The following is a 14,968-nucleotide window of genomic DNA, read 5'->3' on the forward strand; positions in this document are numbered from 1 at the left end:
GAGACTCCCGTTATAATCTTCGATTTAACGAGAGAGGAATGCCAGTCCTTTATGTAGGTTTACAACTAGGTGACTTGAATAGCGAAGTAAACAAGTATTTTTGTCGTTTACTCCTTGCTTTAGTCTCTTTTTCTTCGGAAAAAACTGATACAAATCGTTGGCACTGATATAACCCTTGAGGGTAGAACGCCTAGTTTTGTATTCAACGTAGTCTCCGTTTTTGAAAGAATGCGTTCCATCAAACCCACCATAAGTATCACGAACTCCACCTTTTTGAACGGTTAAGTCGTGCATTTTACGGGGTCTTGAAGGAAGACGTTCTACGATACCAAAGGTAAAAGGCGTCACCTGAATTACCCCTTTCCATTGGTATCCGGTCTGAAAACCAGTCGTATTAGGTGCGTATCGGATGAAGTGTCTAGATGCTAGAGCTATGGCATCCGATACATGAGCATTGGGGGTCTGTTCGGCTTTGTTTTTTGACTTGGCAAGTTTAAGCCACTCCCTTGTCCCTGATGTCTCCCATCCCTTCACTAACGCAACTGGAAAATATTTTCCTAGTTCTTTAATTAGGAATGTTTGACCTTGTGCTGCGACTGTAAAGCCCTGACTGTCAGACTTGTTAAGCCGTTCTATGTATGCGTGGGCAATGGGATATAATCGCCGCAATTCATCTACAACTCTCAGTTCCAGTTGCTTGTTAGCTTGAATACTGGGAGGTAATTTAGTAGCCCGTCGATTATCAAACCGCTTTTGTCTGTGGTTGCGTTTTTTGAATAGCAGGCTTCTTTTAATCCGTCGCCCACGTCGAGTTCTTCGTAAAACTCTCCTTTCCTCTAGACGTTTTTGAACCTGCTTTTTGGGTAAGTTCAAGTTTAATCCAATCAATGTGTCTCGTTTGGACTGAACGGCCACACCTGTGAAACACGAACCTGGGTCAATACCAAGACTAATATCTTGGGTTTCTCTCCCTGTCGGTTCTTCTAGTAACTGAACGCAGAATACCTGTAAGTCGTTCTGTACTACTTTTGCCTTGCCATCTCTAACCCAACGCCTTGCCCTAGATGCTTTGGTAGGCATCGCTGGTGAGCCATCGGGATTGAGAACGGGTAGACGCTTGTTAAACATTGGAGATAATCCAGTTAACTGTACTTGTTGGATTTCCAACTACACCTCGCCCATTCTTTGCCGCGATTCCCAACAACTGGTTGGGTCAAACAGGGAGTCCTTGCTGGTGTGGTACAAGGAAGTGTGTAACGTCAAAGAACTCAGTGGGCTATTCAGCTTGCTTACTGCTTGGAGTCCAGTGTTTCTCCGCAAGCTCCCGTTATAATCTTCGATTTAACGGGAGAAGCTGACCTCTGATTTTCAGTCTAGATTAGACTAGGATTTTAGCGAATCACTACCAGCAATTATGCATCCTTTGCTCAAGCGTCAACTCAAACGGCTTGCTCTTAGCGAAAACACGCCTCCAAGCAATGCTGTCGCATGGCAGGAATTCCTTGATCGTATCAGTCGTAGCTACACCGAAGCCGATCAAGAGCGATATCTCGTAGAGCGATCGCTCACACTCTCGTCTCGGGAAATGTTACAACTGTACGAGCATCAACGACAGGAAACCGAAACTCGTCTGGCAACAGAACGAGATCGACTGCAAGCGGTGATTAGCTCTTTGGGGGCAGGATTGTGTATTCTTGATCCCAAAGGTTGTCTCCTCTCAATGAACCCTGAAGCTGAACGGTTACTCGGATGGAAACAGACCGAACTTTTAGGCCAACCTTTATTACAGCATATTGCACCCGATTCAAAACTCTCTTCGGTTGATTTTCCTTCTACTTTTCAAGACGGCTTAGATTGTTCGTCTTCTGCCACTTGTGTTCCGCAAATTTTAAAGTCGAGTGACGATCAATTTCTCTGCCGCAATCATCAAATTTTAGCAGTTTCTTATGTTCTTAATCCGATTCTGGATCACGAAACCCTGATCGGTGCGGTGCTGATTTTTCTCGATATTACGGATCGCAAACGCGCTCAACTCGAAGCCGAGCGATCGCTGTCTTTATTACAAGCAACGTTTAATGCGACTGATGCGGGAATTGTTGCCTTAGATCGTTATGGAAAAGTCTGCAATTTTAATCAAAAATTTGTGGAAATGTGGCAAATTCCCGAAGCGATGTTATACTCACCTAACCCTCAATCTGCTCTGACTTTTGTCCTGAGACAGCTTAAATATCCGCCTCGGTTTTTGAATACCGTTATGCAACTGTCCGCCGATCCGAAAACTCCAACCTATGACATTGTAGAGTTTAAAGATAGTCGGATTTTTGAAGTGTATTCTCATCCGTCAAAAGTGGGTGAAAAAATTGTCGGGAGAGTTTGGAGTTTCCGCGATATTACCGAACGAAAACGAGTTGAAAAATCGCTTAAGCATCGTGTTGAATTTGAACAACTTATTACCAACTTATCCACTTATTTTATTAGTTTAAGCACCGAAGAAATCGATTATGGTATTGAACAAGCTCTCCAAAAAATTAGTCAATTTATTGGTGTTGATCGCGGATATATCTATCTATTTCCTGATGATGAATCTCTGATAAAATCGTTTTATGAGTGGAAAAAAGATGCCAATAAAACTGATTTACAGGAGGAATCCACAGCAGCATTACCTAAAAACAATAAATTAATTAACATTCTCGAAGATCGACTCAAACCCAACTCAAATGAAAAGCTCAATCCTTCAGAAATACCCTGGATTATGCAGCAACTCAATCAGCTAAAAAGTATTCATTTATTGGCTGATGATTTGTCCGAAGAAGCTCGATCAGATTTACAATATTTGCAGCAATTCCACTCAAAAGAGAGTTTATTTGAGCCTCAAAAAAAATCTCTTGACAACTTACAATACCTGAGCATTATTCCTTTAGTTTGTAGTAAATCCGTCGTGGGATTTCTCCGCTTTGATGCCGTAAATTCCGCTTTTACCTGGTCATCTGATAGCGTCGCTTTATTAAAAATGGTGGCCGAAATGTTTTCTAACGCCATTCAACGCAAACGAACCGAAGCCGTTCTTCGACAAACAGAAGCCAAATATCGCAGTATCTTTGAAAACGCAGCAGAAGGCATTTGTCAAACCACTCCCCAAGGTCGTTATCTCAGTGCAAACCCCGCTTTAGCCCGAATATTAGGTTATGCTTCGCCGTCCGCGTTGATTGAAGGGATCACCGATATCAACCAACAACTCTATGTTAAACCCAATCGACGGGCTGAATTCATCGCCGCCATGCAAGCCAACCCCCTTGTTTCGGGATTTGAATCGCAAGTTTATCGCCAAGATGGTAGTATAATCTGGATATCAGAAAATGCTCGAGCCGTCCGCGATGCAACAGGCCGAATTGTTTGCTACGAAGGCACAGTTGAAGACATTACTGAAAGCAAAGAAGCCTCCGTTGCCCTCAAACAAGCCAAAGAAGCCGCAGTCGCCGCCAGTCGGGCTAAAAGTACCTTCCTCGCCAATATGAGCCATGAACTACGGACTCCCCTAAATGCGATTATCGGCTATGGAGAAATTTTAGCAGAAGAAGCAGAAGATTCAGGATATGGGGATCTGGTTCCTGATTTAGAACGGATTTGCAACGCCGGACGAAATCTGCTCACCCTGATTAATGATATTCTCGACATCTCAAAAATAGAAGCAGGTCGGATGGATTTGTATCTAGAAGCCTTGAATATTTCCGACCTGATCGAAAGTGTGATTTCCACCGCTCAACCTCTCGTTGATCGCAATGGTAACACCTTAGAAGTGGAATGCGATAGCGAGATTGAGATGATGATTGCCGATGTCACCAAAGTTCAACAGATTTTATTAAACTTACTGAGTAATGCGGCTAAATTTACAACCGCAGGTCAGATTAAATTAAAAGTCTCTTCGCTATTACCAGAACCTCAAAACCTAGTAGAATATGGGGAGTCGGAAAATTCAGCAACTTCTTTTATTCAGTTTCAAGTCAGTGATACAGGAATTGGGATGAGTCCTGAACAATTGGATATTTTATTTCAACCATTTACTCAGGGCGATGCGTCTACAACACGCCGCTATGGGGGGACGGGATTAGGTTTAACAATTAGCCAACGTTTTTGTCAAATGATGGGCGGATCGATTACAGTAGAAAGTCAGCTTGATCGCGGTTCCACCTTTACGGTGATTCTACCCACAGAGGTTAAAAATCAAACTGGGGAACTGATAGAGGAGGAAGACAACTGGAAACCTCCAATTTCATCGTTGATCACTCAACATTCCATTACCCCTGTGACTGCAACTGCCAATCTTGATCATACGATTTTAGTGATTGATGATGACTTGATAGCACAGGATCTGATTGTGCGATCGCTAACCGCAGAAGGGATAAAAATCGAAACCGCATCTTCAGGACAAGAAGGACTCCGCAAAGCCAAAGAACTTCATCCTGATGCCATTACCCTGGATATTATGATGCCGAGTATGGATGGTTGGACGGTATTATCGGCACTGAAAGCTGATCCCGAGTTAGCCGATATTCCGGTAATTGTGTTATCCTTCGTGAGCAATAAAACCCGAGGTTTTGCTTTGGGGGCGTCCGACTATCTGATTAAACCCGTTGATGGAAAACGTCTAGCGAACCTCGTCAGCAAATATCAACATCAACATCACGATGATGATTCTAATCCCATCAATCACATTTTGATTGTTGAGGATGATCTTAGCGCCCGTCAGATGTTGCGAGAACTCTTAGAACGAGATGGTTGGCGGGTTTGGGAAGCCGAAGATGGTTCGACGGCTTTGAAACAACTGAGCCAAAATACACCGAGTTTAATTTTACTGGATTTGGTTTTGCCTCAAATCAGTGGTTTCGAGCTGATTGATCTTTTGCGAAACACGCCTGACTGGGCTAGGATTCCAATTATAGTAACAACAGCAATGGACTTAACCTCCCGAGAAAGTTCGCAACTGCAAGGTTGTGTGGAACAAATCCTGCAAAAAGGAAGTTATAACTGTGAGGATCTGTTGCGTGATATTCGGGGGCTAGTCAATGCTAGTCTGAGAACATCATCTTTAGTTTCCCCGAGTCGGAATACTGAACTGTCAACGCTCAAATCAGATCATGGCTAAGATTTTGTTGGTTGAAGATAACGAAATGAACCGAGATATGCTAGAACGCCGTCTCAGTCGCAAGGGATATGAAGTTTTGATCGCGGTTGATGGGGCTGAGGGAGTAGAACTGAGTCGCTCCCATCAGCCTGATATTATTCTCATGGATATGAGTTTACCCGTCATGGATGGATGGAGTGCGACACGCGAGATTAAAAACTATCCTAAAACAAACACTATACCCGTGATAGCACTGACGGCTCACGCGATGGCTGGCGATCGCGAAAAGTCTATTGCAGCCGGATGTGATGATTACGACACAAAGCCCATAGAATTTACCCGACTTTTAGAGAAAATCGAAACACTCTTAAAAAAAACAGCAACTCCGTGAGTAAGCTATTCTATTCGTGATTGATCAAGCTTAGGTTGAATATTCAATTTAGGCACAGGAAAGAACGCAGGAGAGAGTGATGACTCTATTGACTGCTGAAGTTCCATCCAGCCTTGCTTGAAAGATCTTTTGTAGCAAGTCAAAGGCGGTGCAATTGCGACCATCCTATCTTAAGTTTCTGGAGTTGGGCTTGAATCCAAAGGCTTGAGAAGGACATTTATTAGAAAGGCAGATGAACGCTTACCCAGAATCATCTCTTGTTCTCATCGTTGATGATAACGAGGTTAATCGCGACTTACTAGCCCGACGGATCAAACGAGAAGGCTGCCGAGTTATACTGGCGACTAACGGCTTTGAGGCGTTGGAGATGATGCGTTCTCAACCGCTTGATTTGGTGTTGCTGGATATTATGATGCCTCAGATGAACGGCTATCAAGTCCTAGAAGCCCTGAAAGCTGATCAGAGTTTGCGCTACATTCCGGTGATTATGATTTCGGCGGTTAACGATATTGAGAGTGTAGTCCGTTGTATTGAACTCGGGGCTGAAGATTATCTCTCCAAACCCTTTAACCCGGTGTTATTACGCGCTCGCATTAATGCCTGTTTGGAGAAAAAGCGACTTCGGGATCAAGAACGGGCCTATCTCAAAAAATTGGCGGCTGAACAAGAAAAGTCTGAGCAGCTTCTTCTGAATATTCTCCCTAAAGCCATTGCAGAACGCCTTAAACGCGGAGAAAGCACCATCGCTGATAGTTTTGATGATGTGACGGTTTTGTTTGGTGATATTGCCAATTTTACGAAGCTGTCGGCTGATCTGTCTCCGGCGGAACTGGTGGAAATTCTCAATCGCATTTTTTCTCGGTTTGATGAGTTGGCTGATAAGTACCATCTTGAAAAAATCAAAACTCTCGGTGATGCTTATATGGTGGTTGGCGGACTCCCGACTCCTCAAGCGGATCATGTTGAGGCGATCGCCGAAATGGCTCTAGATATGCAGCAGATTATTGGTCAGTTTAGTCTCAAAGAAGGGGAACCTCTGCAAATGCGGATCGGGATTAATACAGGGCCAGTGGAAGCGGGTGTAATTGGCATGAAAAAGTTTACCTATGATTTGTGGGGGGATACGGTGAACACGGCGAACCGCATGGAGTCTCATGGAATTTCTGGGAAAATTCAAGTCACCGCCACGACTTATGAACGCTTGAAGGAAAAATATCTCTTGGAAGAACGGGGTACAATCACGGTTAAGGGCAAGGGAGAAATGCTTACCTATTTTCTGACGGGTCGAAAAGACAGGGAATAGGGGAGGTCACTGGTCACTGTAAACTGTAAAGACTGCTATGCTTTTGTTGAGTTAACTAGACCTATTCAAACAAAAACTGATGTTATCTACGGGCGAACTTCTCAATTATTCTAAATGGATTGGTATTTTTACCTTGTTTTGCGCTTTTTTGACTGTACTGGCATTGATCTTTAAATGGGGGATTCGCTTCCGGTTGGTGGGGATAACGGCTTTTATGGGCGTTTTAACCCTGGGTGTCTTTGGCCTCGGTTTGGGACTGTTTAACCGGGTTGCGGTTCCGGGTGCGGTTCGCTATTCTCGGGTTTATGATGATGGCGATCGCCAAATTGTGATTGTGGTTGCGCCGGAGATTACGCCGACGGAGTTAGAAGCAACATTACAGCAAGCGGCGGCGGATTTGTTTTCTCCGGGACGCACGGGACAGCCGGATGAACGTTTAACTATTCGGGCGCGGACTTTAATTCATCCTGAACCGGGGGTTTCTGAACCTGTGTATTTGGGTGAGGTACGACGTTCTAATGTTCAAGGAAACGGTCAAGATTTAGAGGTGGATATTGATCAAGAACGGTTTGCTCATCTGCAAGAAGTGGTTGAGAATTCCCCGGCTTAATTCGTAATTTTAATGCGATATCTTTTGTACAAAAATTATGAATCCGGATTGAACAATGATTTAATGTCTTTGGAATTAGCCGTCGGATTAGCATATCTGACGAAACGGCGGCTTGTTTATTACGGTTCGGCCGGAGAACAAAAACAATTAAAGCCTGTGGCTGGAGGATTATATAATCGAGTTCCAGAGCATCGCAAAGCTATCATTAATAACCAACGAATTCCAACAATTCTTGATCTCTTAGATCCGATACCGATTGAGTGGATCACTTATTCAGAGTTTTTAGCGGAAAATCACTTAAATACTTTGAGTTTGTCTAACTGTGATCTGCGGTTAGTGAATGCTGTTTTTGTTCCCAATCATGCAGTTGTTATTCCTGATGTTATCGAAGAATTTGCTGAAAATCGATTAATTTTAAGAGATGTTCAGCAGGATATCTGGCATTTAAGTCAATGTAATTTTGGATTTTATTCTCGCTTTTTTTATTTGCCTCATCCTTCGCTTTATACTTTGATGGAATCTATCCGTCCTCATGTGATCTATCGTAATTTAGCCGATAAAATTAGCCATAAACTGGGTCGGTTTAATGGGATTCATGTGAGACTCACTGATTATCGAAAACATATTCCCGGTATTGATCAATGTTATTCTCAAAAGATACTCAGCAATATTAAAGCCAATTTTCCTCGAAATGAATTATTAGTTATTTGTACCGATGAATCCGATAACAAACATTTTTTTACGGAGATTATGAATTATTATAAAAACCATCTCTTTATTGATGAATTTATCATCAATGAATTCGTCTATGATTTCAAAGATTTACCCTTTACCGACGAACAAACTTTAGGACTGATTTGTAACTTAGTCATGGCAAAAGCGGCTCAATTCGCCGGAACACTTCGTAGCACATATACGGGAATCATTCATCGCAATTGGCTGAGAAATCGACTCAACATTAATCCTGATATTTCTCAACTGTCTTTTCAATATATAGATAGTGGTTTTGACGGTCAAGATGTAGATTTTCAAGATGGATTTTATCCCGAAAAAAACACAGGCTTATTTAGTTGGAACCGTATTCAATTCCCCGTTTCCCCCGAAGGCAAATCTTGGTATCGAGAATGGCCGGAATCTGTGGTTGTCAGCATTTAAATTCATAAAAAATTGATAAAATTGTATGACTGGGTTCTGAGTTAGGCTTGAATTTTCACCCGTAACATTGTTTAAGCCTTCTCACTTAGAGATGATCGCATTTGATGGCGCAGGTAGAGCAAGATTTGGACGAAGAACTCAAAAAGGTTTCAAGCAGCCCCTACGGGTTGTCAAAAAACAGATAATTTCCGGTTTGCAGTCTTTGTAGCGATCGCCAATGCGTTACAATTATTAAGATACGTCAACAAATGCCAATAACCTTATAACTTCTGCTACTAGGCACTAACCTATGTCTCTCCCCATTCGCAACGTTGCTATTATTGCCCACGTCGATCACGGCAAAACCACCTTAGTAGATGCCTTGTTAAAACAGTCCGGTATTTTCCGTGAAGGGGAAGATGTTCCGGACTGCGTGATGGACTCTAACGATATTGAACGAGAACGCGGAATTACTATTTTATCGAAAAATACAGCCGTTCGATACAAAGAAACCCTAATTAATATTGTTGATACTCCCGGTCACGCGGACTTTGGCGGTGAAGTTGAACGAGTTTTAGGCATGGTAGACGGGTGTATCCTGATTGTGGATGCGAATGAAGGCCCGATGCCTCAAACCCGCTTTGTGTTGAAAAAAGCCCTGGAAAAAGGCTTGCGTCCGATTGTTGTTATCAATAAAATTGACCGTCCTCGGGCTGAACCTTACGGCGCCGTTGATAAAGTCTTGGATCTGTTCCTCGAACTCGGTGCCGATGATGATCAATGTGAATTTCCCTATTTGTTTGCATCGGGCTTAGAAGGCTACGCCAAACGAGGCTTAGAGGAACAAGGCGTCGATATGCAGCCCTTGTTTGAAGATATCCTCGAACACGTTCCGCCCCCTGTCGGTGATTCGACCAAACCCCTGCAATTACAAGTGACAACCCTAGATTATTCTGAATATGTGGGGCGAATTGTGATTGGCAAAATTCACAATGGCACCATCAAAGCTGGACAACAAGCGGCTTTAGTCAGAGAAGATGGAACAATTTTCAAAAGCAAAATTACCAAGTTAATGGGCTTTGAAGGCTTAAGTCGTATTGATCTTGAAGAAGCCACCGCCGGAAATCTGGTTGCAGTTGCAGGGTTTGCTGATGCGAATATTGGCGAAACCATTACCTGTCCGAACGAACCTCAAGCCCTGCCTTTAATTAAGGTCGATGAACCGACATTACAGATGATGTTCTCGGTGAATGACTCACCGTTTGCAGGTCAAGAAGGATCTTACGTCACTTCGCGTCAGTTGCGCGATCGCTTGATGCGGGAGTTGGAAACCAACGTCGCCCTGCGAGTCGAAGAAACAGACTCCCCGGATCAGTTTATGGTGTCGGGACGAGGTGAACTTCACCTGGGTATTTTAATTGAAAATATGCGGCGGGAAGGCTACGAATTCCAAGTGTCTCAGCCGCAGGTGATTTACCGTGAAATCAGTGGTCAACCCTACGAACCGTTTGAATATCTGGTGTTAGATGTTCCTGAAGAGGCTGTGGGGAGTTGCATGGAACGCTTGGGCCAGCGACGGGCCGATATGCAGGATATGCGGGTTGGTGGTAATGGACGCGCCCAGTTAGAGTTTGTTGTCCCTGCGCGGGGGTTGATTGGTTTCCGGGGTGATTTCATGCGAATTACTCGCGGAGAGGGAATTATGAACCATAGTTTCCTAGAATATCGGCTTCTCTGTGGAGAGATTGAAACTCGCCGTAATGGGGTGTTAATTGCCTTTGAAGAAGGGGTGAGTACCTTCTACGCAATGAAAAACGCCGAAGATCGGGGTTCATTCTTTATTACACCGGGAACGAAGGTTTATAAAGGGATGATCGTTGGGGAACACAACCGTCCTCAAGATTTAGACTTGAATATCTGCAAGGCGAAACAGTTGACGAACCATCGTTCCGCAACGGGTGATGAACTGGTACAATTGCAAACACCTGTAGACATGAGTTTAGAACGGGCTTTAGAATATATTGGCCCGGATGAACTGGTGGAAGTCACACCCGAGTCGATTCGTCTACGGAAAGTCAGTAAAAAGTTAGTCAGACGTTAAAAATTTCCTAAACAGCACGACATCTTTCCAAAACGGTAAAATGTCGTGCTTGCTACTTTTTTTGAAATTAGTTTTCGTCAAAGATTAAGAGTTTTAGAATAGAAAGAGTTGCAGCGTTCCCTCTCAATTTCTAAGGATTTAGAAAATCATGCCTCTTTTTGAGAAAAACTTAAAAGGGATCATTGATTAGTTGCCAACTCTCGGGTTGAGACGCGCCATCCCCTGTGATACGATTGGTTTTTCCTGCAAACAAGTTAGCTTTTCTTGACAAAAGCTTCAGGAATAGGATCTTATACATCTTGTTAAAAGGTGCTATGATCTGATAACAAGAAAACTCAAATCAATCTCCCCCAATCACTGAACTCAAACGTAGAGGCACAGCGATCGAGGAAGACCAAAACCGGGATTTATCCCGTATGCGTTAATCTGGTCACAAGCTAGGGACGCGCTCGATTTTAACCTTTGAGAGGGGGTAGCCCTAAATGCTAGTACCTGATTTAGTCTATCTGTCAATGTCTATGTTGGCAGTTAGTATTAGTGTGATAACCACTGATGAGATTGCCAAGATCATGGCTCGAGGAATTGCTTTATTGCTTGTATTTCTAAGCATTGCCTCTGCGCCCTGGTTAGTTTTACTCATCCTGCTCGTTCCTGTGCTTAGTTATAAGCTAATTGAACGATTTCAGTGGTAACGATCAATACAAACCTCAAAAAAAGTCGATGCAGGTTTGTATCGGGTGAATTCGATGACGGGGAAGACTGCAAAATCTAGCGCAGCCTAGCAAACTGCTTTAGTTCTCTCCCCCGCCTGACGGTTAACAGAAAGATTAACTTGATTTCAAATCTTGAAGCTTAGGCTTCTATTCTATCACTTCGGTAGCTCATACTGCTCAACAATTTTTTTCGCAAACTCAGGAACGTGGGCATCTAGCTTTTCAGGATGGTTGCGCTTCACATAGAGATAATTGCGCGTAAAATGAGAATCGATGGAAAATCGAGCATATTCTAACCCTTTGGGGCCTATTTTTTCAATCACCACCCCCATCAGTTTCGCTGCCCACATCGGTAACGTTACGCCTTTGTCGTAAGCGGGAATACTTTGTTGGACTGCTTGTTGACGCTTGCCTTCAGAATGAACAGGTTGGGTGTCGAGTTGACCTGATACCAAGTCTAACATCTCTTTGCCCGTTTCATTACGAACCACAATCCATTGCCAACCAAAGGGCGCTCCCATATATCCTACCACTAAATCGGCTAAGGAGTTGACATAATCAAAACAACTCAAACAAGAGGGGGCGAAAATATCTTTGAGTTCTTTAGTATTTAACCCAAAAAACGGCACTTTTTCTATCGATCCATCTGAGTGTTTGAAGTGAACCCGAAAGTCTTGCATAAATTCATAATGCACGACAGTTTCAGGAGATTTACTGGTGGTTTCGAGAAACTTTTGTAAACCTGCGCGAGTCACATTATCAACACAAGGCGTTCCCAACACATAGAGTTTTTCTAATCCTAATTGTTTCTCAACTGCCCGTAACGCTTGAATTTGACAACCAACTCCAATCACTAATAACCGCTTCATTCCCGATTTTTCGATTTCTTCGAGAACGGAAAGATTGGGTGAAAGGGTGGGTTTGTTAACTCTTGCTGCTAGAATTTCTTCAGGCGTTCTCGCAATTACAGGCATGGGTTGAAAGCGATCTTCTTTGGTATTTTGAACACAAACCACGCCTTCAACAATTCCCTGAGTTAACATTTCACAAGCGATACTGCTAACAATTCCCGTCCATTGGGCGCCTTCGATGGGTTGTTTTTTTCGCGCCGCCATCATCGTTTGATGAACCCCAAAATAGAGATCATCCTCGTTTTCTAAATTGCGACTTCGCCCGTGAGTTTGGGTTTCCAGTTGGGTAATTTGTTGGTTGATGAAAGCGCAGGCTTCTCTAACGTAATGAACGTAATAGGTGTCACACAGTCCACACTCGCTACACAGTTCTTTAGCGGGACGGCGACTCCCCGGTTTCAACGCTTTGGCTTTCTGATGTTTGGGTGTTTCCTGTATTGCGGTCATTGAAACTTTGTTTATTATACCAAGTTTTAGGTTTATCACATTTTGTCACCGAGTTTCCCTTTTGTCATATTTTTTAAGGTTGAACATCAACAGGGTTGAATTCGTGTTATAAAATAGTTCGATAAACGCATCAAATTAAATCGGAATATTGGTCTAAGTGTATTTACGGACAAGAGAGGTAAAATTATATTCTAAAGTTCCGTAAAAACGCTGATGCGGTAAACTTCCAACTTTGGTAGATTGAATTTAAAGTGTTATTCAAGCTTTGGATTAAATAAGCAAAGGAAATGTAAAATTATGTCCTCACTATATGATCCTTTAATACAAATGCGTGTAGCCGTAAAACAAGCGGTTTTGGCTCAACAGCAAACTCAGCAACAATACGAGCAATATAAATCTGAAGTAGATAAGTGGTATTCTCGCGTTCAATTAGCATTGCAAAAGGGAGATGAAAACCTAGCACGAGAAGCATTGCTGCGAAAGCAATACTATGAGGAGCAAGCAAAAAAAACAAAAGTTATTCTTGATAATCATAGGATTCAGGTTGAGAGACTTAAACGCAATTTAAGTCAGTGTGAGGGTAAAATATATGAGCCTGAAATTAAAAAATATCAACCTGTACAACCCAAGATTGAAGAAAAAGAAGATAGTACAAAGCTTTTAGAAAAGGCAATTCAAGAAACACGTTTAGCAATGAATCACGCTATTAAAAGTAAAGAGTATCTTCAAAAACAGTTGAGTGAACAGGATTCAATGATTTTACAACTAAAACAACATCTCATAACTCTAGAAAGTCTCAAAACTCAGTTGAAAGAAAATGTATCAGAAAAAGCTAATAATACGAGTATACAAAAAGGTACAAGTTTAGAAGAATGTTTTTTTGCTCAACTTGAAGACGGAAGTGATTATGATGATTTAGAAGCTTTGAAAACGCAAATGCTTGGCTCTGCTAAAACTCAAGGTCAACTCCCCGTAGGTGAAGAAACGACGACTGCGCCTCAAACTCCCGCCCAAAAAACAGAAGTTGATAGTGAGTTAGAAAAACTGCGAGAACAACTAGACAATCTGTAAAACTATCAACATTCTTATCAATCTAAAAAACATATCAACCTTATTGTAGGGGCGGGTTCCGCGTTAATTGATGTTTCTCACAATTAATACTATTAAACCCGCCCAATTTTTTAAAATTGTTGTGGGGGTGGGCGGGTTTTACAGTGAACAGTAGACAGTGAACAGTAGACAGTGAACAGAGAATCTTGATCACGAATATCTTCAAGAACTGTAAACTGTTTTCACTGGTCACTGCATAACTGATAACTGATAACTGTTCTGAACCCGCCCCTACAAACCCGGTTTTTCAATGTTATTGTGGGGGTGGGCGGGTTTATTTAGTCACTAGGTTTGCTATTTGTCACATTTTTTAAGGTTGGACCTCAAGGGAGTTAAATTCGTATTATAAAATAGTTCGATAAACGCATCAAAGAAAATCAGAATGTTTGTCTAAGTAAATTTACGCAGAAGACAGGTAAAAGTTTATTATAAAAATTTCCGTATCAACCCGAATAGGTTTGATTCAACCCGTATGATAAATTAGAATAGAGTTGTAATTTTTTTCGAGATCGGAGTCATAAACAGTATGCCTGAATTTAAAGAATACAGAAGTGTCAGTGAATTTCCTGCAAAAGCCGAGAACTTAACTTACGAAGAATTGATTGCCAACTATTATGATTTGCGGAATACTTATAGAAGTTTAACCAGTAGTCGGGGACAGCTTGTTCGTCGTCAAAGAGAAGCAAAAGAAAAAATTGTTGTCCTTAATCAAGATATTCGGGAAAAAATTAAGCAGTTAGAAACTCTCGAACAAGAAAAACAAGAAATTGAGAGAATACTTGAAAGACGAAACTTTGAATTGCAACAGAAAGACATTCAAAAGCAAGAACTTAAACAAGAACTCAATACAATAACCGCAGAAATTATTTATTTGAAAGAAGAAAGACAAGCAATCTCAAACATGATTCAAAACTTAAAAAATACTTATGATGATGTTCAAGGAACAAATGGTATACTAGGTACATTTGAACGTCTACAAAACATCATGCGAGCCGTTAAGATTTTCTTTACTACAGATATTGGCGAACTGATTAAACAGCAAAAAGCGGAGATTAATTCTAATCCTGACAGTCAAGAAAATTCTCGAACAATCGGAAAAAATTTGTTAGATAAGAAATAGGAGTAA

The 14,968-nt window shown here is 42.0% G+C and carries 11 protein-coding genes; 9 read left to right on the plus strand and 2 right to left on the minus strand.

The genetic code is table 11. The features are described from left to right. Positions 1-24 precede the first annotated feature (24 nt). Positions 25-1,128, minus strand: coding sequence for an RRXRR domain-containing protein (locus tag VB836_RS04685; protein WP_323218233.1), 1,104 nt, complete (start codon positions 1,126-1,128; stop codon positions 25-27). 286 nt (positions 1,129-1,414) lie between these two features. On the opposite strand from VB836_RS04685, the gene VB836_RS04690 reads away from it, so the two are divergent. The 7 genes from VB836_RS04690 to VB836_RS04720 all read left to right on the plus strand — a co-directional run bounded on the left by VB836_RS04690 (position 1,415) and on the right by VB836_RS04720 (position 11,353). Next, a complete protein-coding gene (locus VB836_RS04690; protein WP_323218234.1) occupies positions 1,415-5,143 on the plus strand; it encodes a response regulator in 3,729 nt (1,242 codons plus the stop codon). Beyond that, the gene (locus VB836_RS04695; RefSeq protein ID WP_046282207.1) at positions 5,136-5,513 is read left to right on the plus strand and encodes a response regulator; all 378 of its coding nucleotides are present in this window, start codon (positions 5,136-5,138) and stop codon (positions 5,511-5,513) included. Before VB836_RS04690 ends, VB836_RS04695 begins: the two co-directional genes overlap by 8 nt. A 232-nt stretch (positions 5,514-5,745) precedes the next feature. After that, entirely contained in the window at positions 5,746-6,816 is a 1,071-nt protein-coding gene (locus tag VB836_RS04700) for an adenylate/guanylate cyclase domain-containing protein (RefSeq protein ID WP_046282206.1), read from the plus strand. A 79-nt stretch (positions 6,817-6,895) separates the two neighbouring features. Further along, positions 6,896-7,426 carry a Ycf51 family protein gene (locus VB836_RS04705; RefSeq protein WP_046282205.1) on the plus strand — a complete coding sequence of 177 codons (531 nt, stop codon included), beginning with the start codon at positions 6,896-6,898 and terminating at the stop codon, positions 7,424-7,426. Positions 7,427-7,489: 63 nt separating this feature from the next. Continuing rightward, positions 7,490-8,581 carry an O-fucosyltransferase family protein gene (locus VB836_RS04710; RefSeq protein ID WP_323218236.1) on the plus strand — a complete coding sequence of 364 codons (1,092 nt, stop codon included), beginning with the start codon at positions 7,490-7,492 and terminating at the stop codon, positions 8,579-8,581. Between the two features lie 289 nt (positions 8,582-8,870). Next, positions 8,871-10,661, plus strand: a complete 1,791-nt coding sequence (typA, locus tag VB836_RS04715) for a translational GTPase TypA (RefSeq protein WP_046282203.1) — start codon at positions 8,871-8,873, stop codon at positions 10,659-10,661. Between the two features lie 482 nt (positions 10,662-11,143). Further along, positions 11,144-11,353, plus strand: a complete 210-nt coding sequence (locus VB836_RS04720) for a hypothetical protein (protein WP_323218237.1) — start codon at positions 11,144-11,146, stop codon at positions 11,351-11,353. 176 nt (positions 11,354-11,529) lie between these two features. On the opposite strand, the gene VB836_RS04725 is transcribed toward VB836_RS04720, so the two are convergent. Further along, positions 11,530-12,732 carry a Coenzyme F420 hydrogenase/dehydrogenase, beta subunit C-terminal domain gene (locus VB836_RS04725; protein WP_323218238.1) on the minus strand — a complete coding sequence of 401 codons (1,203 nt, stop codon included), beginning with the start codon at positions 12,730-12,732 and terminating at the stop codon, positions 11,530-11,532. Positions 12,733-13,059: 327 nt separating this feature from the next. On the opposite strand from VB836_RS04725, the gene VB836_RS04730 reads away from it, so the two are divergent. Together VB836_RS04730 and VB836_RS04735 are read left to right on the plus strand one after the other, a co-directional pair. Continuing rightward, positions 13,060-13,803, plus strand: coding sequence for a PspA/IM30 family protein (locus VB836_RS04730; protein WP_323218309.1), 744 nt, complete (start codon positions 13,060-13,062; stop codon positions 13,801-13,803). Between the two features lie 565 nt (positions 13,804-14,368). Beyond that, the gene (locus VB836_RS04735) at positions 14,369-14,962 is read left to right on the plus strand and encodes a hypothetical protein (protein WP_323218239.1); all 594 of its coding nucleotides are present in this window, start codon (positions 14,369-14,371) and stop codon (positions 14,960-14,962) included. The last annotated feature ends 6 nt before the right edge of the window (positions 14,963-14,968 follow it).

Origin of the sequence: Limnoraphis robusta BA-68 BA1 (genome assembly GCF_034932365.1) — a bacterium.
GTDB lineage: Bacteria > Cyanobacteriota > Cyanobacteriia > Cyanobacteriales > Microcoleaceae > Capilliphycus > Capilliphycus robustus.